The 17,996-nt window shown below is 53.0% G+C and carries 16 protein-coding genes and 3 tRNA genes; 5 read left to right on the plus strand and 14 right to left on the minus strand.

Translation table 11 applies throughout. The annotated features are described in order from the left end of the window. Positions 1–9 precede the first annotated feature (9 nt). From RS889_RS19580 to RS889_RS19615, 8 genes are all read right to left on the minus strand, one after another. Entirely contained in the window at positions 10–1,035 is a 1,026-nt protein-coding gene (locus RS889_RS19580) for an ABC transporter ATP-binding protein (protein WP_315708446.1), read from the minus strand. Between the two features lie 157 nt (positions 1,036–1,192). Continuing rightward, positions 1,193–2,350, minus strand: a complete 1,158-nt coding sequence (gene ydcS, locus RS889_RS19585; protein ID WP_315708447.1) for a putative ABC transporter substrate-binding protein YdcS — start codon at positions 2,348–2,350, stop codon at positions 1,193–1,195. A gap of 159 nt (positions 2,351–2,509) precedes the next feature. Then, entirely contained in the window at positions 2,510–3,973 is a 1,464-nt protein-coding gene (locus tag RS889_RS19590; protein WP_021014413.1) for a gamma-aminobutyraldehyde dehydrogenase, read from the minus strand. Positions 3,974–4,119: 146 nt separating this feature from the next. Beyond that, on the minus strand, positions 4,120–5,028 hold the full coding sequence (locus tag RS889_RS19595; protein ID WP_021014412.1) for a LysR substrate-binding domain-containing protein: 909 nt from the start codon (positions 5,026–5,028) through the stop codon (positions 4,120–4,122). A gap of 215 nt (positions 5,029–5,243) precedes the next feature. Beyond that, positions 5,244–5,330 (minus strand) — tRNA-Leu (locus RS889_RS19600). Positions 5,331–5,360: 30 nt separating this feature from the next. Beyond that, a tRNA-Leu gene (locus RS889_RS19605) sits at positions 5,361–5,447 on the minus strand. A 34-nt stretch (positions 5,448–5,481) separates the two neighbouring features. Continuing rightward, a tRNA-Leu gene (locus tag RS889_RS19610) sits at positions 5,482–5,568 on the minus strand. Positions 5,569–5,684: 116 nt separating this feature from the next. Beyond that, entirely contained in the window at positions 5,685–6,587 is a 903-nt protein-coding gene (locus RS889_RS19615) for a LysR family transcriptional regulator (RefSeq protein ID WP_021014411.1), read from the minus strand. A gap of 115 nt (positions 6,588–6,702) precedes the next feature. Here RS889_RS19615 and RS889_RS19620 point away from each other — a divergent pair, with 115 nt between their 5' ends. Beyond that, positions 6,703–7,695, plus strand: coding sequence for an aldo/keto reductase (locus tag RS889_RS19620; protein WP_021014410.1), 993 nt, complete (start codon positions 6,703–6,705; stop codon positions 7,693–7,695). Positions 7,696–7,750: 55 nt separating this feature from the next. On the opposite strand, the gene rsmC is transcribed toward RS889_RS19620, so the two are convergent. After that, entirely contained in the window at positions 7,751–8,785 is a 1,035-nt protein-coding gene (gene rsmC / locus RS889_RS19625) for a 16S rRNA (guanine(1207)-N(2))-methyltransferase RsmC (RefSeq protein WP_315708448.1), read from the minus strand. Between the two features lie 111 nt (positions 8,786–8,896). On the opposite strand from rsmC, the gene RS889_RS19630 reads away from it, so the two are divergent. Both RS889_RS19630 and rimI read left to right on the plus strand, forming a co-directional pair. After that, entirely contained in the window at positions 8,897–9,310 is a 414-nt protein-coding gene (locus RS889_RS19630; RefSeq protein ID WP_021014408.1) for a DNA polymerase III subunit psi, read from the plus strand. Further along, positions 9,279–9,722, plus strand: coding sequence for a ribosomal protein S18-alanine N-acetyltransferase (gene rimI / locus RS889_RS19635; RefSeq protein ID WP_315708449.1), 444 nt, complete (start codon positions 9,279–9,281; stop codon positions 9,720–9,722). The genes RS889_RS19630 and rimI overlap by 32 nt, the downstream gene beginning before the upstream one ends. Before the next feature lie 29 nt (positions 9,723–9,751). On the opposite strand, the gene deoD is transcribed toward rimI, so the two are convergent. The 4 genes from deoD to deoC all read right to left on the minus strand — a co-directional run bounded on the left by deoD (position 9,752) and on the right by deoC (position 13,979). Further along, entirely contained in the window at positions 9,752–10,471 is a 720-nt protein-coding gene (deoD, locus tag RS889_RS19640) for a purine-nucleoside phosphorylase (RefSeq protein ID WP_021014406.1), read from the minus strand. Positions 10,472–10,527: 56 nt separating this feature from the next. Continuing rightward, entirely contained in the window at positions 10,528–11,751 is a 1,224-nt protein-coding gene (gene deoB / locus RS889_RS19645; RefSeq protein ID WP_315708450.1) for a phosphopentomutase, read from the minus strand. 42 nt (positions 11,752–11,793) lie between these two features. Continuing rightward, positions 11,794–13,137: a thymidine phosphorylase gene (deoA, locus tag RS889_RS19650; RefSeq protein ID WP_315708451.1), complete on the minus strand. Its 1,344-nt coding sequence runs from the start codon at positions 13,135–13,137 to the stop codon at positions 11,794–11,796. An 89-nt stretch (positions 13,138–13,226) separates the two neighbouring features. Next, positions 13,227–13,979: a deoxyribose-phosphate aldolase gene (gene deoC, locus RS889_RS19655; protein ID WP_315708452.1), complete on the minus strand. Its 753-nt coding sequence runs from the start codon at positions 13,977–13,979 to the stop codon at positions 13,227–13,229. Positions 13,980–14,376: 397 nt separating this feature from the next. Here deoC and RS889_RS19660 point away from each other — a divergent pair, with 397 nt between their 5' ends. Further along, positions 14,377–14,997 carry a helix-turn-helix transcriptional regulator gene (locus RS889_RS19660; protein ID WP_315711124.1) on the plus strand — a complete coding sequence of 207 codons (621 nt, stop codon included), beginning with the start codon at positions 14,377–14,379 and terminating at the stop codon, positions 14,995–14,997. Between the two features lie 141 nt (positions 14,998–15,138). Continuing rightward, a complete protein-coding gene (locus RS889_RS19665) occupies positions 15,139–16,107 on the plus strand; it encodes a threo-3-hydroxy-L-aspartate ammonia-lyase (protein ID WP_315708453.1) in 969 nt (322 codons plus the stop codon). A 148-nt stretch (positions 16,108–16,255) separates the two neighbouring features. On the opposite strand, the gene lsrK is transcribed toward RS889_RS19665, so the two are convergent. Beyond that, a complete protein-coding gene (gene lsrK / locus RS889_RS19670) occupies positions 16,256–17,851 on the minus strand; it encodes an autoinducer-2 kinase (protein WP_315708454.1) in 1,596 nt (531 codons plus the stop codon). Between the last annotated feature and the right edge of the window lie 145 nt (positions 17,852–17,996).

Here is a 17,996-nt window from a genome sequence, read left to right on the forward strand (position 1 = left end):
ATCCATCTTTTAGCCCTCTCGCAACGCCACCATTGCATCCCGATCCCAACGGGCAACCACCGGCTGCCCTTGCTGGAAAACGTATTGTGACGCCGTCGAAAGGTTATTGGGTTCGCTGACAAACAGCCGCTCGCCGCTTTCCAGCGCCAGTTCATAACGCGTCGCCGCCCCCTGAAAATGAATATCCCTCAGCACCGCGTTCACCTGCACGTCGCTACTGTCAGCGACGGATTGTGGCGCAAGACGGATATGTTCCGGACGGATGGAGCGACTGCCGGAAAGGCCGGTGAGTTTCAGCGAGAGATCGGGCGTCAGCACATTCGCAGTACCAACAAACTGCGCGACAAACGCAGTGCGCGGGCAGAGATACAACTCACGCGGCGTATCGACCTGCTCGATTCGGCCATTGTTAAACACCGCCACACGGTCGGACATCGACAGCGCTTCGCTCTGATCGTGGGTGACGAAAATAAACGTGATGCCCAGTTCGCGTTGCAGCTTTTTCAGTTCGCCCTGCATCTGTTCGCGCAGTTTGAGATCCAGTGCGCCGAGCGGTTCATCAAGCAATAACACGCTAGGCTGATTGACCAGTGCCCGAGCCAGCGCCACCCGCTGACGCTGACCACCGGATAAAAACGCCGGTTTACGTGCGGCAACAAAACCCAGCGCCACCCGCTCCAGTGCTTCCATCGCACGCTGAATACGCTCTTTTTTCCCCACACCTTTCACCATCAGCCCATACGCCACATTATCCAGTACGCTCATATGCGGAAACAGCGCGTAATCCTGAAAGACGGTGTTCACATCCCGCTCATACGGCGCGAGATGCGAGGCTTCCTGGCCATGAATACGAATAGCCCCTGATGTCAGCGTTTCAAAACCGGCAATTAACCGCAGGCAGGTGGTTTTTCCCGAACCCGAAGGTCCAAGCATTGAAAAGAATTCGCCGTCCTGAATATCAATCGACACATTATCAACGGCTTTCACTTCCCCAAATGATCGGGAAACATTAATAAACTGTACGGCGGCCATCATATTCTCCCGGATTTTCATTTTAATAAAAAAACCAAACGCAAAATCATTTGAGTTGTATCAAGGCGGCAACTGAGTGAATCCCCGGAAGCTTACTGAAGTAAGTGACCGGGGTTCGCGAATGCAGCCAACGCAGAAACGGCCCAAAGGATGAAGCGGATCACCGACCGCCCATGATGGCGATGTAGTCCTGCGTCCAGCGACTATAGGGGACGTATTTCCCACCTTCGGATCGCGGGGTTTTCCAGAATGAAATCGCGGTGAATTTATTGAATCCGTTGGTTTCGCACCCGTTGGCGCCCAACAACGTACTGGCTTTACAGCCAGCCGGAACGCTTGGCACAGAGCCAAACCACGCCGCAACGTCGCCCTGCACTTTCGGTTCAAGTGACCAGTTCATCCACTTGTAAGCACAATTAGGATGTTCGGCATCTGCCGCTAACATGGTGGTATCCGCCCAGCCGGTAACACCTTCTTTCGGGAATACAGTGGTAATCGGCTGCTTCTCGCTTTTCAGCGCGTTAGCCTGATACGGCCAGGAACTGCTGGCTACCACGCCTTCATTTTTGAAATCACTCATCTGAACCGACGCATCGTGCCAGTAACGGTGGATCAGCGGATGCTGGACGCGCAGCAATTTCAGCACCGCCTGATACTGCGTTTCATTAAGCTGATAAGGGTCTTCGATTTTAAGATCCGGCTGGGTACTTTTCAGATACAGCGCGGCGTCAGCAATGGCGATCGGGCCATCGTAGGCCTGAACGCGCCCCTGATTGCTTTTGCCGTCGGGCAGAATTTGTGGAACGAAGATAACTGACCAACTGTCTGGTGCGGTCGGGAAGGTTTTGGTGTTATACATCAGCAGGTTTGGCCCCCACTGATACGGCGTGCCGTAAACTTTGCCACCAACATTAAACCATGCGCCTTTCACCAAACGCGGGTCGATATTCTTCCAGTTGGGGATCAGTGCCGGATTGATTGGCTGAACACGTTTGCCGTAGATCAGACGCAATGACGCATCACCGGAAGCGGTCACCAGGTCATAACCGCCCTTCGCCATCAGGCTGACCATTTCATCAGATGTCGCTGCGGTTTTGACATTCACCTTACAGCTGGTCTGTTTTTCAAACGGAGTGACCCAGTCGTAATTCTTGTCACTTTCGCCGCGCTCGATATAACCCGGCCACGCAATAATATTTAATTGTCCCTCGCCTTTGCCAATGCTTGTCGGCATTTCAGCCGCCAACGCGGTACTTAGAAAACTTAGCAGGCCCAAACAAATAGCAGATAGGGTGTAATTACCGTTAATCTTGTTCATCGCTTACTCCTGTCGTCGTATTACCCGTTGTCCTTCGCGCTGTCTCCGCGTTGGCCGCCTTTATTCACCCCGACCACTTACTTCAGTAAGCTTCCGGGGATTCACTCAGTCGCCGCCTTACGGCAACGCCAATTGACGTTGGGTAATTATTTTCTGTTTTTAGAATTGAGGTTTGAATTTCGCCATGATGTGTCTGACTACGCTGTAGTCCTGTAGTGAATAACTGGAAAGATCATTGCCGTAGCCGGATCGTTTTAATCCACCGTGCGGCATTTCACTGACCAATGAAAAGTGGGTGTTAATCCACGTGGTGCCATATTGCATGTGACTGGAAATCTGCATCGCCAGATCGATGTTCTGTGTCCAGACCGACGACGCCAGCCCGTATTCTGATTCGTTCGCCCAGTTCACCACCTGTTCAATGGTGTCAAAACGCGTCACGCTAACCACCGGCCCGAAGACTTCACGCTGCACGATTTCATCGCTTTGCAAACAGCCCGCCAGCAACGTCGGCTGGTAATAAAAACCGGGGCCGGAATGCGATGCCGCGCCGGTAATCCGCTCGATATGCGGCTGACTGAGCGCCCGTTCGACAAAGCTCGATACACGATCACGCTGCCGACTGCTGATCAGCGGCCCCATAACGTTTTCATTGTCGTTCTTTTTGGCGAAGGGCAATTGCGAAACCGCATCACCCAGCTTTTCCACCAGACGCTCATAAATACCGGCCTGTGCGTAGACGCGGCAGGCGGAAGTACAATCCTGCCCGGCGTTGTAATAACCCCAGGCGCTGACCGCCTGAACCACGTCATCAATATCGGCGTCGTTGCAGACAATCACCGGCGCTTTACCGCCAAGTTCAAGATGAGTACGCTTCACCGTTTTAACCGCAGCCTGCAAAATGCGTTGGCCGGTGATGATATCGCCGGTCAGCGATATCAGACGGACGTGAGAATGGCTGACCAGCGCACTACCGACGCCTTCACCGCTGCCAGTGATCACATTCAGCACCCCGGGCGGCAGGATTTCCTGCAAGGCCGGCAACAACGCCAGAATAGTCAATGGGGTATGTTCGGAAGGTTTGAAGACCACGGTATTCCCCGCCGCCAGCGCGGGGGCGATTTTCCACGCGGCCATCATCAGCGGGTAATTCCACGGCGCAATCGACGCTACCACGCCGAGCGGGTCACGACGCACCATAGAGGTATGGCCAGGAAGATATTCGCCTGAAAGCTGCCCCTGCTGGCAACGCACGGCACCAGCGAAGAACCGGAAAACGTCAATCGCGGCGGGCAGATCGTCGTTCAGCGCCTGATGCAGTGGTTTGCCGCAGTTAATGGCTTCAAGCCGCGCCAAAGCGTGCGCCTGCTTTTCAATTGCATCGGCAATGCGCAAGAGTATCGTGGCACGTTCAGCGGGTGTAGTGCGTGACCAGCGGTAAAACGCATTATTGGCCGCGCGGACCGCCTGATCGACCTGTGTCAGAGAGGTTTCTGCCACTTCGGCGATAATGTCACCCGTGGCGGGATTGAAAATGCTTTGCGTCGCGCCCTCGCCGTGCAGAAGGTCGCCATTGATCGCGTGTTTTTCAGAGAAACTGGCAACAAATTCTGCATCCGACATTGCACTACCCTCAAAGCAGAGAATTATCGTAAATTAACAAAAATGTTATATATCGGTAACAAATTGCCAATTCATATTAAGTAATTTCCCTGAGGGCAACAAATAGCAATTATTGAAGGCTGCATTCGGTTTAACCGAATGCTCTGTTACAACGGCTTGCGCTTGGCACTGTTCTCCCGTGCAATGGTCAGGAATGGCGTCACCAGTTCCGGTCGCGCACTGCCGCGCCGCCACGCCAATCCAATATCCAGCGGTTCGATGGAATCCTCCAGTTTGCTGGCCTCAATCATATTACCTTCCAGCGACCAGGCACGGTATGCCATGTCCGGTTGCACTGAAACGCCAAGCCCGGCGGCCACCAGACTGCGCACGGCTTCAGTCGAAGCCGTTTTCATCGCTATATTCGGTTTCAGCCCCGCCCGTGCCCACAGGCGCTGCGCGTGTTTTTCCATTTCGTCGACATTGAGCTGGATCAGCGGCTCATTTGCGATATCTGCCAGCGAAATACTTTCGCGCTCCAGCAACGGATGCAGTGGCGGCAACCACAAGCGATAAGAGGAATGGGTCAACACTTCGGTTTGCAGCGCGTCGCGGTCTTCGAGGTTTGAGAGGATCAGCACGCCGATATCAATTTCACCGCTGACCAGTAAATGCTCAATGTACTGGCGCTCATCCTCGACGACTTTGACTTCCACTTTCGGATAGTAGGCGTTGAATTGCTTGAGTAAATCCACCAGAAAATAGCCGGCGACCAGACTGGTTACGCCCAGAGTGAGGTGCCCGGTGACACTTTCGGTGCCCATTTGCAGGCTGCGTTTAGCATTGTCGACCGTCGCGAGGATCAGATACGACTGCCGTAAAAACTGATGCCCTTGATGCGTCAGCGTCATGCCCTTGGCGTGGCGGTCAAACAACCGCGCTTCGATTTCTGTCTCAAGCTGTTGAATTGCCTGCGTCAGGGAAGACTGAGAAACAAAAGAAGCCTGAGCCGCCGCGGAGATCGAACCGGTTTCGGCAACGGTAATAAAATGGCGAATCTGGCGTAACGTCAGCATAACGGGAGCCCTACCTAGACATAAAACCGAATTCAGGTGGAAAGCATTCGGTTTAAGTGAATGATCAAATAATGGCAGGCAGCGGATTTTTGTCAAACAGGTGAACAACCAGATGTGAAGGATTTGAAACAGAACACAAAAGTCATGCCAATGATCATGACTTAAGGAAGGGAAATTGCTGTGTGGGGAGTCAAAAAATAACCAATAATGGAGAGTGGTGCGAAGAGAGGGACTTGAACCCTCACGCCCGTTAAGGCACTAACACCTGAAGCTAGCGCGTCTACCAATTCCGCCACCTTCGCACGGTTTGTAGCATCAATTTGTATCACCAGTGGTGCGAAGAGAGGGACTTGAACCCTCACGTCCGTTAAGACACTAACACCTGAAGCTAGCGCGTCTACCAATTCCGCCACCTTCGCAGGTACTGTGTAATACAAATCGGTGTGGTGATATTGGTGCGAAGAGAGGGACTTGAACCCTCACGCCCGTTAAGGCACTAACACCTGAAGCTAGCGCGTCTACCAATTCCGCCACCTTCGCTGACCTGCAACATTACGTCACATGATGTCACCACGGGGGCGAATTCTAGAGATTTTCCCGTTAAGGTCAATGATTATTTCCGTTGTATGCAGCGGTTTGATGCAAAAAAAGTGACATCAGTCAGTCAGTTGTTGATTAAAAAGCTCATGCAGCCATTCGATCACCACCCGGATGCGCGGTGCCAGAAAACGGCCCGGTTGATACATCACATAAAGTGGCATATCCGGCGGGGGTGTTTGCGGCAAAATTTCCACCAGTTCCCCGCTTTCCAGCAACGGCGTCAAACCGTAACGCGGAGCCTGAATGATCCCCAACCCCGCACAACAGGCGGCGATATACGCATCCGCGCCGCTGACATCCAGACGGGAGGGAAGCATCCGGGTCACGAGTTGCTCCGCTTGCATAAATTCCAGCGGATAGCGCTGTGACGTTTGCAGGGAAAAGTACCCTATCATCTGGTGAGCAGCCAGATCGGACAGGCTTTCGGGCACACCATGGATTGCACAATAGTCAGCCGAGGCACAAGTGAGCTGACGAAGTGAAGGAAAATGACGTGCCACCAGAGAATCATCATCTGTCTGCCAGGCGCGCAGGACACAATCAACACCTTCACGCATCATGTTAATGGTAGTGTCATTGGCGCTCAACACCAACGTAATCTGCGGATAACGTTGGTAAAATTCGGGTAAGGCAGGGATCACTATTTGTCGTGCCAGTGAATGCGGCATATCGATTCTCACCCGTCCACTGGGTTGCTGACGCTGGTGGGAGAACAGCGCATCAGTCTCATCAATTTCTGCCAGCAATTGTATACAACGTTGATAATAAATCCGGCCTTCATCCGTTATCTGCACTTGTCGGGTGGTACGCAGTAACAGACGCACCCCCAACCGCAGTTCAAGCCGCTTCAATGTCTGACTCACCGTTGCTCGCGGCAATCCCAGATTTTCCGCCGCACGGCTAAAACTTTCGGCCTCCACAATGCGGACAAACACCCGCATGGCCTGTATCTGATCCATCTTTCCACCACACATTGTTTGCTTTTCTCAAACAGTGTTGCACAAACAACGTGATTTATCTTTTATTTCCCAACAACCATACTGAACCTCTCATTCGTATGACAGGGGTAACATAATGCAGCAACGTAAACTGGGTCAGCAGGGCCCGCTCGTCTCCGCCATCGGTCTGGGATGCATGGGAATGAGCGATTTTTACTCTACAGCGATGGATGAGAAAGAGGCTATCGCCACACTGCACCGGGCACTGGAGCTGGGTGTCACATTACTGGATACCGCTGATATGTATGGTCCTCACACTAATGAACAGTTAGTGGGTAAAGCCATTAAAGGCAAACGTGACCAGGTCTTTCTGGCTACCAAGTTTGGTATTCTGCGCAATCCAGCGAATCTGCAAGAGCGTGGTGTGTGTGGCAAACCCGACTATATCCGCAAATCGGTGGAAGGCAGTCTGCAACGGCTGGGGGTAGATGTCATCGACCTCTATTATCAGCACCGCATTGATCCAGCCGTGCCGATTGAAGAGAGCGTAGGCGCCATGGCCGATCTGGTAAAAGAGGGAAAAATCCGCTATCTCGGACTAAGTGAAGCCTCAGCCAACACGCTGGAGCGCGCTCACAAGGTCCACCCGATTACCGCGTTACAAAGTGAATACTCATTGTGGACACGTGACGTTGAAGAAACCATTCTGCCCACCTGTAAACGACTGGGGATCGGTTTTGTCCCCTATAGCCCATTGGGTCGCGGTTTCCTGACCGGCGCCATTCGCAGCATCGATGATTTATCCGCCGATGATTTCCGCCGAGCCAATCCACGCTTCAGCGGCGAAAACTTTGCTAAAAACCTGCAATTGGTGGATAAGATCAAACAACTGGCGCAAGAAAAAGGCGTCACTCCCTCACAGTTGGCACTGGCCTGGGTGTTAGCGCAAGGCGAAAATATTGTGCCGATTCCCGGCACCAAACGCCGCCGTTATCTGGAAGAGAATGTCGCTGCGCTGGATGTGACGCTGACGGCAGCCGAACTGGCGGCTATCGAAGCCATATGTCCGTTCCAGGCGTTTGCCGGTGAACGTTATACCCAGGAAGGTATGGACACTATTAACGTGTAATAATCGTCACAATAAGGCCAGCAAGGGAAATTGTCACACCATTGCTGGCCTGCTATTAACGCTTTGCTTTCGCTGCGCGCGACAAGACCGAACGATATACCTTAAAGCGTCCGTTCTGGGCGATAACTTCATGATTGCCAAAGGTGTCACTCAGCAACGCGGGGTAAGGCAGGAAGGCATTTGCCACAATGCGTAGCTCACCACCGATGTTCAGATGTAACGCCGCACCGCGAATCAGCGTTTCTGCTGCATGTAGGCTGGTCTTCATACCCTCATGGAACGGTGGGTTAGAGATGATCATATCGAAGCGACCCACAATGTCGGAATACACATTGCTGGCAACCACATTGCCCTCCAGCTGATTCAGTGTCAGCGTAGCTTTACTGGATTCCAACGCCGCCGCGCTGACATCACTGAGTGTCAGACGTATCTTCGGCGAACGCTTGGCGCACACCGCCGCCAGCACACCCGCGCCGCTGGCAATATCCAGCACTTTGCCCTTCTGATGAGCCTCCAGTGTGGAAAGCAACAGCTGGCTACCCGAATCCAGGCCATCGCGACTGAAAACACCGGGTAACGTGCGAACAGGAACACCATCCACATCATAATCCAGCCACCAGTCATCCAAAGCAAACGAGGTATTCGCATCCAAACGACCGTGGTACAGCCCACAACGCCGGGCGCTATCAATTTTATTCAGGCTGGCGATACCCTCAAGAATATTCTCCGCGCTGCGCACGCCACTGCGGTTTTCTCCCACCACGAAAATTTCACATCCCACCGGCAACAGAGACAGCAGGTTGGCAAGCTGAAACTGCGCTTCCGATTTACTCTTCGGCCAGTAGTAAATCAGGGTGTCGCACCCCTCCACCACACTGGCATCCGCCAACAGAGAAAAGTGAACGAGTTCACCCAACGTTGGGTGCAACTGCTGCCAGTGATGGTACTGCGTGGTATGCACGCGCACCTCTACCGCATCAAACTGGGCTGGCAGGCTATCCTGCAAATCGCCAGCAAACAGCACCCGGCGGGAGGTAAATTCATCACTATGGCGCAGTATCACTTCACTGGCGGGGGTAAAAGCGGACATCAGTCTCTGGCTCCTTAATTAACTAAGCGGCGATTATAGAGGTTTGTTGGCGCATGTACGATGGGTTTGCTAGCATAGCGCAGCATAATCACGCTCCAGACAGGGGATGGCATGACATCAAGACGGGACGAGCTGCTACAACAACTGGGGATCACGCAGTGGACATTGCGGCGTCCGACGGTGTTGCAGGGAGAAATTGCCGTCAGCCTGCCACCTGGCACTCGACTGCTGATCGTGGCGAATCCGCTGCCCGCCAGCGATGATCCGCTGCTACAGGATGTAATACACAGCCTGAAACTTTCACCTGACGAAACCTATGGCCTGACACCGCAGCAAGTGGTGATGCTCCCCGAACACACTCGCTGTCACTGCTGGCGGCTGGGCATCGAATCACCACTGCATCTGGAAGGTATTCAACTCACCAGCCCGGCGTTAGCCGAGCTTTACCACAATGCCGGAGCCAAACGCGCTCTATGGCAGCAGATTTGTCAACATGAACACAATTTCTCCCCTGCTCCCGACTGATTTGGCGTCAGCCTTTCAGATTGAACATTTAAGCCACGCCTTTCCGTGGACGGAACAAACCTTTGTCAGTAATCAGGGTGAACGCTACCTCAACCTGAAGTTATGTCATGACCAGCAACTGGTCGCTTACACGATCACTCAGGTGATACTGGATGAGGCCACATTATTTAATATCGCCGTGCATCCGGCGCATCAGCGCCACGGCTATGGCCGCCAATTGCTGGAGTACCTGATTGATACACTGGAAAAGAAAGGTATTCTGACGCTATGGTTGGAAGTCCGCGCTTCCAACCACCGAGCGATGGCCCTTTATCAAAGCCTGGGATTCAATGAGGTTTCTATCCGACGGGATTATTACCCCACGGCACAAGGCCGGGAAGACGCCATTATCATGGCGCTGCCGCTGGGATAAAAACACTGCCAGTAGCAGCGCTCGCCGGATTAATCCTTATCGCCCAACAGAACAGACGCCAGCGCAATCTCAATCATTTCGTTGAAGGTGGTCTGGCGTTCTGCCGCCGTAGTCTGTTCCTGAGTACGAATATGGTCAGACACCGTGCAGATCGCCAGCGCTTTGGCGCCGAACTCCGCCGCCACACCGTAAATCCCGGCGGCTTCCATTTCCACGCCAAGGATGCCATATTTTTCCATCACGTCGAACATGTGCGGATCTGGCGTGTAGAACAGATCGGCCGAGAACAGGTTGCCGACGCGCACATTGGCACCACGGGCGTTAGCGGCATCCACTGCATGGCGCAGCAAATCAAAATCAGCAATCGCGGCGAAATCATGATCTTTAAAACGCATACGATTGACCTTGGAATCGGTGCAGGCCCCCATGCCAATCACTACGTCACGTAGTTTCACGTCGTGGCGTACTGCGCCGCAGGAACCGACACGGATAATTTTTTTCACGCCGAATTCCGTGATCAGCTCTTTGGTATAGATAGAGCAGGAAGGGATCCCCATACCGTGGCCCATCACAGAAATACGGCGACCTTTATATGTCCCGGTAAACCCCAGCATGCCACGAACGTTATTGACTTCAATGGCATTTTCCAGAAAGGTTTCGGCGATATATTTGGCGCGCAACGGATCGCCAGGCATCAGCACGACATCCGCGAAATCACCTCTTTCTGCATTAATATGTGGCGTAGCCATCCTTCTTTTCCCTCTTCATCAACGTAAAAATAATATCGCGCATACTCCAACCTGGGTCAGAGCATCGATTTACCGTAATCCATCGGTGACAAGCCAAAATAACATGCGACCGTTTGTCCGATATCCGCAAACGTGGTGCGATGCCCCCGGGAACCCGGCAGTACCCGTGGACCGTACATCAGCACCGGCACATGCTCGCGGGTATGCTCAGTCCCCGGCCAGGTGGGGTCGCAACCGTGATCGGCGCTCAGGATCAAGATATCGTCCCCAGTGACTTTCGCCAGCATTTCCGGCAGGCGATGGTCAAATAACTCCAGCGCAGCCGCATAACCAGCCACATCGCGACGGTGACCATAGGAGGAATCAAAATCCACAAAATTAGTGAACACAATGGTGTTATCACCCGCCCGATCCATCTGTGCCAACGTCGCGTCAAACAACGCATCAAGACCGGTGGCCTTCACTTTTTGGGTAATCCCTACATTGGCATAAATATCAGCGATTTTACCCACCGAGACCACTTCCCCGCCTTTTTCTTCCACCAGTTTTTTCAGCACAGTCGGCGCCGGAGGCTCAACCGCCAGATCGTGACGGTTACCGGTTCGCTGGAAATTTCCTGCTTTGTCGCCGACAAATGGACGAGCAATCACGCGGCCAATATTGTAGTTGCCTGCATCCAATTCTTCGCGCGCTATCTCACACAGCGCATACAGTTTTTCCAGTCCAAAGGTCTCTTCATGACAGGCGATTTGAAACACCGAATCTGCTGAAGTGTAGAAAATCGGCTTGCCGGTTTTCATGTGTTCTTCGCCGAGTTTATCCAGAATTACCGTACCGGAAGCATGGCAGTTACCGAGATAACCTGGCAGTTCGGCGCGTTGTACCAGCTTGTCCAGCAGTGCCGGTGGAAAACTGTTCTGTTCATCACGAAAATAATCCCAGTCAAACAGCACCGGCACGCCAGCCATTTCCCAATGACCCGACGGTGTATCTTTACCAGAGGAGATTTCGCTGGCGTAAGCGTAAGCGCCGACGATTTCTGCTTGTGCATCCAGTCCTATCGGGAAATGTCCGGTAGATTCTTCCGCCGCTTTACCCAATCCGAGACGGCTTAGATTTGGCAAATGCAACGGACCTTTACGGCCCTGATCGGCTTTGCCCGCCGCACAAACTTGCGCAATGTGGCCTAGTGTATCTGAGCCAGCATCACCAAACTTTGCGGCATCGGCAGCACTACCGATGCCAAATGAGTCGAGCACCATAATAAATGCACGTTTCATGTTGTTATCTCCTGTGTTCTTTATCGGCGATTTGCGCCGCTTTCAATCGGAAAGCGATACATCCTTTGCACTTAACCGACGATAAATTATCGGCATTGGCTTCGGCGCACAGTCACTGACAACAATTGCTGCCCGGACTTCCTGCTCTGCCTGTCGCCATTGCGCTTCTGTATTGGCATGAATAATCGCCAGCGGACGCTGCGAATCCACACGGTCTCCCAGACTGACCATGTCACTCAGCCCAACACGATGATCAATACTGGCACCGGCCTGACGGCGACCACCCCCCAGCGCCACCACCGCCATCCCCAGCGCACGGGTGTCCATCGTGCTGACGATCCCATCATGTTCGGCAAACACTGGTTTGCTCAACGTAGCGGAAGAGAGATAACGATCATGATGCTCGACGAAATCCACTGGTCCACGCTGTGCGGCCACCATGCGGCCAAATACCTCCGCCGCCTTACCATTATCCAGCACCGCCTGTAAACGCGACCGGGCATCCGAACTGTTGTTCGCCAGATGTCCCGCCAGCAGCATATCTTCACACAGCGCCATAGTGACTTCATATAATCGCGGATTACGGTGTTCTCCCGTCAGAAAACGCACCGCCTCCCGGACCTCCAGCGCATTCCCCGCACTGGATGCCAACACCTGATTCATATCCGTTAGCAACGCACTGGTACGGCATCCAGCGTTATTGGCCACGCCGACAATCGCCAGCGCCAGTTGTTCAGACTGTTCATAGGTCGGCATAAACGCGCCCGACCCCACTTTTACATCCATTACCAGCGCATCCAGTCCTTCCGCCAGTTTTTTCGCCAGAATGGAGGCGGTAATCAGCGGGATGGAGTCCACCGTGGCAGTAATATCCCGAGTGGCATAGAACCGTTTATCCGCGGGTGCCAGTGAATTCGTCTGGCCGATAATCGCCACGCCCACCTGTTGGATAATCCGACGGAATTCGTCATTGTCGGGAAAAATGTCCAGACCAGGAATCGACTCCAGCTTATCCAGTGTTCCTCCGGTATGTCCCAGACCTCGCCCGGAAATCATCGGCACATAGCCACCGCAGGCGGCTATCATCGGCCCCAGCATCAACGAGGTCACATCACCAACACCGCCAGTGGAGTGTTTATCCACCAGCGGTCCGTTAAGATTGAGGCTTTTCCAGTCAAGAACCGTACCGGAATCACGCATTGCCAGTGTCAGCGCGACACGCTCCTCCATGGTCATATCATGGAAATAAATGGTCATGGCCAGTGCCGCAATTTGCCCTTCCGATACTGTGTTGTCACAGATACCGTTAACGAAAAAGCGGATTTCTTCCGCACTAAGCGGCTGCCCATCACGCTTTTTACGAATGATCTCCTGAATCAGAAACAAGGTGTTTTCTCCAGCATAAGGGACGGTTAATCAATACCGTAGCATCGGGATTTACGGGATCTCCAATAACCACGATGCGCAGCGGCAGTTTAGTGTCCCAGCGTATTTAACAGGCTACCCAGTAAGCTGGAAGCGCCAAAACGGAAATGACGCGCATCAGCCCAACCTGTACCCATAATCGTATCGGCAAGTTGCAAATACTGAGCCGCATCCTCAGCGGTACGCACACCGCCCGCCGCTTTAAAACCGACCCGTTCACCAACACCCTTATCACGGATGACGCTCAGTATCACCTCCGCGCTACGCAGGGTCGCGTTGACCGGCACTTTACCGGTGGAGGTTTTAATAAAATCGGCGCCAGCATCAATGGCTATCTCGCTGGCCTGGCGGATCAACGCATCCTCTTTCAACTCGCCGGTTTCGATAATCACTTTCAGCAGCACACTGGCGGCATCACATACTTCTTTGCACGCCTGCACCAGTTTAAAACCCACTTGGGCATTTCCCGCTATCAACGCGCGATACGGGAACACCACATCCACTTCATCTACGCCATAGGCAATAGCAGCGTTGGTTTCCGCCACAGCAATGGCAATATCATCATTACCGTGTGGGAAGTTGGTCACCGTCGCAATGCGGATGTCCGGCGTGCCCTGTTCACGCAACGTCTTGCGGGCCAGCGGAATAAAGCGGGGATAAATGCAGATGGCGGCCGTCTTGCCGGCCGGGCTATTGGCCTGATGGCAAAGTGCGGTCACTTTTTCATCGGTATCGTCATCATTCAGGGTGGTTAAATCCATCAAACCCAATGCACGCTGCGCCGCAGCGGTTAACTCTGTCATACAATACTCCAACTCTTCAGCCAGTTTGATCGGTAAATACAAAAGCAGGGCCAGCGATATTTAAGCAATACTCGGCATTCTGGTTCACTGAGAATAGCACTCAGCAGGGGACTCGTGTCGAGTAGCCAAACCCACCGCATTACCATCATTCATCACTGACAGGAGCGTATTCACCCGTTCCCTGATATTTGAATCTACATCGACACGCTTATTTGTAATTTTATTCACATAAATAGGTAAATACAGTCAAATAAATCACATTAGATGTGATTATTATCACACCAAAACAAATAACAAACCATGCGCCGCTGATTTTACTGTTTGTATAAAATTTGACAATTTATCCATATATAAATATTTTATCCAAAACAGACATGACAGGAGCACCGTGGTGACAATCCAATCCAGCGAGAAACTCGCTCTTCTGACACAAATATCCTGCATTGCACAAGGGTTGAGTGACACCTTTGCCCCGTTTTGCGAAGTGGTGGTTCACGACCTGAAAAACCCGCAACACGCCATTTTAGAAATTTATAATAGTCTTTCAGGCCGCGAAGTAGGTGAGCCGGCAACTGAGCTGGGGTTGGCGCGCATTGGCGATCCTGACTATCCGCAAGTCATTGCCAACTATGCCAACCAGTTTGTCGATGGCCGTCCGGTGAAAAGTACGTCAATCGGTATTAAGGATGAAAACGGTCAGTACGTGGCAGCGCTGTGCATCAATGTGGATATGACGATGTTTCGCAGCGTACAAAATGCACTGGCCCAGTTTAGCCAGCTTAACAGTAATGCGGTGACGGAATCACTCGAACCTGCCGGAACTGAAGCCATCAGGCAGCGTATTGACCAGTTTGCCGCCCGTCTGGCCAGCACGCCACGGGCATTGAAAACGCCGGAACGGCGACAGTTAATACTGGAGTTACGTGATAGCGGCCTGTTGGACGTCAAACGGTCAATGGACACCATAGCGCAACATCTTGGTATTTCGCGGGCTTCCGCCTATAGCTACGCCAAATAACGGTCTTTGATGCTGAACTGCCGGGTTTGCATCCACTTAACCCCCGGCACGACATCATGGCGTAGCGCTGAAAATGGAAGCGACTGCGTTTAATCCCGAACCGGGTGACCGAGTTGAAAATATTAACAGGAGCCACACATCATGATCCCGTTCAAACTTCCTACTTATGAAGATGTTATCGCCGCTGCCGAGCGCCTTGACGGCCATGCACACCGCACGCCGGTTGCCACCTCTCGCACCGTTGATAATGATTTCGGTGCCGAGGTTTTTTTTAAATGCGAAAATCTGCAACGCACCGGCGCCTTTAAATTTCGGGGAGCCATGAACGCCTTATCCCGGTTTACGGCAATGCAGCGCCGAGCGGGCGTGTTGGCCTTCTCTTCTGGTAATCACGCGCAAGGAATTGCGCTTGCCGCTCGTTTGCTCGATATCTCGGCGACAATCCTCATGCCGCAGGACGCCCCTGAATCCAAAATTGCCGCCACACGAGGCTATGGTGCCAATATTGTCACCTATGATCGCTATACGGAAGATCGGGAACAGATTGGCCGAGATCTGGCCAACAAAGCAGGACTGATGCTGATCCCTTCTTACGATCATCCTGATGTGATTGCCGGTCAGGGCACATCGGCCAAAGAGCTGATTGAGGAAACGGGAGAACTGGACGCGCTGTTTGTCTGTCTGGGTGGTGGCGGTTTACTGTCCGGTTCGGCGCTGGCAGCGCGCCGGCTGTCTCCGAGCTGTAAAATTTATGGTGTCGAACCCGTGGCAGGCAACGACGGGCAACAGTCTTTTCGCACTGGCAGTATCGTCCACATTGAAACGCCCAAAACGATTGCCGATGGCGCTCAAGTGCAGCATCTCGGACAATATACTTTCCCACTTATCCAGCAACATGTGGATGATATTCTGACCGTCACCGATGACGAACTGGTCGCCACCATGCGGTTCTTTGCCGAACGAATGAAAATGGTGGTAGAACCCACAGGTTGTTTGGGTTTCGCCGCCGCCCGTGCCATGAGTTCACAACTGAAAGGGCAACGAATCGGAGTGATTATCAGCGGTGGTAACGTCGATATCAGCCGTTACGCGGCACTGTTAGCCGGTTAAACATCACTTATTGGGCCGCAAATCCCCGCGCGAGTGCGGGGATATCACCAAACGTTTACGTTACCCGTGCCATTGACGTCATACCCGAGAAATCAGGCATTCATCAGATGGCAGTGATGCATACAACCCGACATTCGGTCGGACAACTTCACAGGCCAGGCGCCTTCCAGAGCGAGGTCGTCAACCCACTGTCCACCAGCGTCAGTTGATCGGTATACACCGCTTGCCAGTTGGTTTTTGCTGCCTGATATAGCGCTTGATGCTCTGTGTTCGGGATAAATTCCCGCTCCCAGCGCACCAGCCGCTCACCGGTTTTATCCAGGGCATCATACAGCCCGACGCCCACGCCGGCAGCAATGGCACAGCCTAACGCGGTGGCTTCTTTTACCACCGGCACTTGCACCGGGATACCGGTCACATCCGCCAGAATCTGGCTCCACAGCTTGCCTTTCGATCCCCCGCCGGCAAAGACGACAGACGAGGCTTTCACACCGGAGAATTTAGCGATTTCGGCCAGATTGCAAGCGGAGACGATAGCCGCATTCTCTTCCAGCGCACGGAATAACGTGGCTTTGTTGCATTTTTCAGGATCAATGGAGAGGTTGATAAAAGAAGGGGCGGCGTGATACCACGACTTAAACCGCATCACATCAGAGAAAATCGGCATGACCCCGTAAGCGCCGGCTGGCACTCTGGCCGCCATATCCTCCAACAAGCTGTAGGTATCCACCCCCAACCGCTGGGCCAGCAGTTTCTCTTCGGCACAAAACGCATCACGGAACCAACGCATGGTCAAACCGGTAAAGAAGCTGATGGATTCCGCTTGCACCATGCCGGGAATGACATGGGGGTTAATTCGGGTATTCATATTGGGATCGGTAATCGGCTTTGGCAAGTTAACGACCTGCTGCCAGAATGTCCCTCCCAATACCGCCGTCTGCCCCGGTTGTACCACCCCCAATCCCAGGCAACCCAGTTGTACATCACCACCGCCCATGACTACCGGCGTTCCCGCCAGCAAACCACAGGCTTCGGCAGCCTGTGCCGTGACATGCCCCAGCAAGGTTCCAGTCTCTTTTACCGGCGATAAAATGTCAGCCCGCAGCCCGGCCATTTCCAGCAACGTCGGTTGCCAGTCGCGGGTGGACAAATCCAGCATGCCGGTAGTCCCGGCATTCGAAGGATCAACGGCCAGCTCGCCACTGAGCATATTAGCCAGCCAGTCACTTATCATCGTTAACGTACCCGCCTGGCGGTAAATATCCGGACGATGATGAGCCAACCATAACAACCGGGGCATCGCACTCAATGCCAGCGTCTGACCGGAACACTGATAGACTTCCAATTCAAACCCATCATTGTGCAACTCTTTTAGCTCACTGACTTCATGGCTGGCGCGCGCGTCCACATTGGCGCAAGCCCAGATCGGCGTGCCACTGCGATCATAAAGCACAATCCCTTCGCGCATTGAGCAGGCAGCTACCGCACGGATAGCACTGGACGGCAAATTAGCCAGATGCAGTGCCTGACGAATACACTGGCACGTCAATTGCCAGTTAGTCGTCAAATCAAACTCCATCGATCCTGGTACATCAGGCACCGGTAAATGTATCCACTCAGCCTGTCCGGCCGCTATCTGATTGCCGTTAAGATCAAATATTACGGCCCGGACACTGCCAGTACCGGCATCCAGCGCCATCAGGTAATCACCCGATGCGGTAGTTGTTGTACAGAGCTGACTCATTACGCGTTCCTCTGTTTTAAGTGATTTTTATATCAATTCGCGAATAATTCTGTCTCCCACGGGGAAATCCCCCACTACTCACATCAAAAGTTAAAACCATCTCAAGCTGACAAGAGAAATAGCCTGCAACTGACACTTAATTGGC

It is taken from the genome of Brenneria uluponensis (genome assembly GCF_032395385.1).
Lineage (GTDB): Bacteria > Pseudomonadota > Gammaproteobacteria > Enterobacterales > Enterobacteriaceae > Prodigiosinella > Prodigiosinella aquatilis.

Coding starts and splice junctions, on each gene's coding strand:
- RS889_RS19580 (WP_315708446.1), bottom strand. CDS start 1,035: ATGATGGCCGCCGTACAGTTTATTAATGTTTCCCGATCATTTGGGGAA.
- ydcS (WP_315708447.1), bottom strand. CDS start 2,350: ATGAACAAGATTAACGGTAATTACACCCTATCTGCTATTTGTTTGGGC.
- RS889_RS19590 (WP_021014413.1), bottom strand. CDS start 3,973: ATGTCGGATGCAGAATTTGTTGCCAGTTTCTCTGAAAAACACGCGATC.
- RS889_RS19595 (WP_021014412.1), bottom strand. CDS start 5,028: ATGCTGACGTTACGCCAGATTCGCCATTTTATTACCGTTGCCGAAACC.
- RS889_RS19615 (WP_021014411.1), bottom strand. CDS start 6,587: ATGGATCAGATACAGGCCATGCGGGTGTTTGTCCGCATTGTGGAGGCC.
- RS889_RS19620 (WP_021014410.1), top strand. CDS start 6,703: ATGCAGCAACGTAAACTGGGTCAGCAGGGCCCGCTCGTCTCCGCCATC.
- rsmC (WP_315708448.1), bottom strand. CDS start 8,785: ATGTCCGCTTTTACCCCCGCCAGTGAAGTGATACTGCGCCATAGTGAT.
- RS889_RS19630 (WP_021014408.1), top strand. CDS start 8,897: ATGACATCAAGACGGGACGAGCTGCTACAACAACTGGGGATCACGCAG.
- rimI (WP_315708449.1), top strand. CDS start 9,279: ATGAACACAATTTCTCCCCTGCTCCCGACTGATTTGGCGTCAGCCTTT.
- deoD (WP_021014406.1), bottom strand. CDS start 10,471: ATGGCTACGCCACATATTAATGCAGAAAGAGGTGATTTCGCGGATGTC.
- deoB (WP_315708450.1), bottom strand. CDS start 11,751: ATGAAACGTGCATTTATTATGGTGCTCGACTCATTTGGCATCGGTAGT.
- deoC (WP_315708452.1), bottom strand. CDS start 13,979: ATGACAGAGTTAACCGCTGCGGCGCAGCGTGCATTGGGTTTGATGGAT.
- RS889_RS19665 (WP_315708453.1), top strand. CDS start 15,139: ATGATCCCGTTCAAACTTCCTACTTATGAAGATGTTATCGCCGCTGCC.
- lsrK (WP_315708454.1), bottom strand. CDS start 17,851: ATGAGTCAGCTCTGTACAACAACTACCGCATCGGGTGATTACCTGATG.